This is a genomic window from Limosilactobacillus vaginalis DSM 5837 = ATCC 49540, from assembly GCF_000159435.1.
Classification (GTDB): Bacteria; Bacillota; Bacilli; order Lactobacillales; family Lactobacillaceae; genus Limosilactobacillus; species Limosilactobacillus vaginalis.
In genome coordinates this window covers 646,205-648,107 of record NZ_GG693412.1, presented here as the reverse complement: position 1 = coordinate 648,107, position 1,903 = coordinate 646,205, and the positions used below count along the sequence as shown (strand labels likewise).

The window sequence follows — 1,903 nt, the reverse complement described above, 5'->3', positions numbered from 1 at the left end:
CGTTCCAAAATCTCTAATATCTTTCTTTATGACCTTTATCTCATAACCTTTTCTATCTTTTGGAGGTAGAGACTCATCTTTACTGTTGAAATCCCACCAATATCCTCCATCACCATGTAATCCCATTGCCATAAAGTGTAACGGACCCGCTGAACTATTTTTTTCAATCTTTATTAAATTATTGTTATCAACAAAGTAATCACATGTACTAATAGTTAAAAGAAAAGGCATTATAAATAAAAATAATATCAATAATTGCTTCTTTATATTTTGAAAGTTCAAGTATTGTTTACCCTTACTAAGAATAGTAACAAATAGAACTACTATCGTAGCAATTAAAACAATAATCGTACTAGGCTTCATCTTATAGAGCAAAGCACTATCTATCCCAATAAATATAATAGGGATAATATTAAAATGAAATTGCTTTTTATTATAGATAGTACTCAATAAAAAAATATATATAGACATTAAGAAAAATGCCCAATTATCTGAATACGGGATTGCTATATATGGTGTTAATCCAAAAATTAAAATCGCCATTAATAGCGTTATAAATGCATACTTCTTATTAAGCTGTTTCTTTACAGTTAAAAAAATCAGCATTAAACCTGCATCAATTAGAAATAAATTAATAACATTCAAGGATTTTAAAAAAAAGTATATATTTGGATTATCTAATAAGTGATACACTACATTTTCAATATTTAAAAGAAGTAATAGATTAGGATACCATGAAAAATATGAACTGCCTACAATTGGTTTATGAAGAATAAGACTATATATAAATGCTGGATCAAATTCCATTATTCCAGTTAAGGCCTGGATCATATTTAACTGATAAAAAATTAAACCACAAAAAATCACAAGAAATATAACATTAAAAATGTATTTCGATGCACAGCATAACTCTACTAGGTTTTTAACTTGTTTTCTAAATATAAATATGCATACAATGACTAATACCAAACTGGTAAATAGAATATTTTTCGTTACGCTTAGCTTGTTCTGCATTACTGCTAATTCTGTGACTGCTCCGATAAGTGATATTGTGCCCAGTAAAACCAAAAAAATATTTACCAAATAATTACTTAGTTTCTGAATCATTTAGTGTCCTCTTTTCAATTGTAATTAACAATGTACATATATATACTGTCAGCTTGTTAATTACTTTACTAAAAATTATTCTTCTACAAACAATATCTATTATGATACATATAATAAATACTAATAACGAAAAAATTAACCCTGCCGTTAAATATTCTAATCCTGAATGAATATATAATTTAGAAGATATTAATTGATTCCATATTATTGGTCTCACAAATGAATCTTCATGAATCAAATAAACACCGAACATTGAACCAGCAATATAATTAATCATTTGACTATCGAACTGACAATTTCTAAAAAAAGAAAAAATAAAGACTGAAGTTGCAATAACAATCGGACCATTTATATCAAAAGTATTCAAAATACCATTGAATAACTTCTGAGAATCCGCTAAACACGCGCATACAACTGCCAGTAATAATCCAACAACAGAGCCGATTGCTGTATATTTTTTGGAGTTTAAAATTTTCCCACTATATTTTCTGACATAAGCAGCGATAAAATATAGTAAAAAGAAAAAAGTTGTTTGTGTATAACCAAAATTATCTAAACTCGTATCCGGTTTTCCACTAAAAATGTTAAAACTTACTACTAAAATCGACCATAAAAACGTTAAACCTTTTATAAGGAGTATCAATTTAGGCTTATTTAATGAATTAATAATTATGTTTAGAAAAGGCATTGCAAACAACATAATCACATATGCATATACAAACCAGTACCCACTAGGTAAAGGAAATGGTAGCAAAATTGTCTTTAAAGAGGTCGGAACTAATAATTTTGTTTGCAA

General features: G+C 27.3%; 2 protein-coding genes. Both read right to left on the bottom strand.

What is annotated here, in order from left to right:
* Positions 1 to 1,107: glycosyltransferase-like membrane protein (locus HMPREF0549_RS09835; protein ID WP_003716777.1), on the bottom strand; the 1,107-nt coding region annotated here is incomplete at its 3' end.
* The coding region (locus HMPREF0549_RS02940; protein ID WP_040530861.1) for an acyltransferase family protein at positions 1,088 to 1,903 on the bottom strand (816 nt) is incomplete at its 5' end. The genes HMPREF0549_RS02940 and HMPREF0549_RS09835, both read right to left, overlap by 20 nt.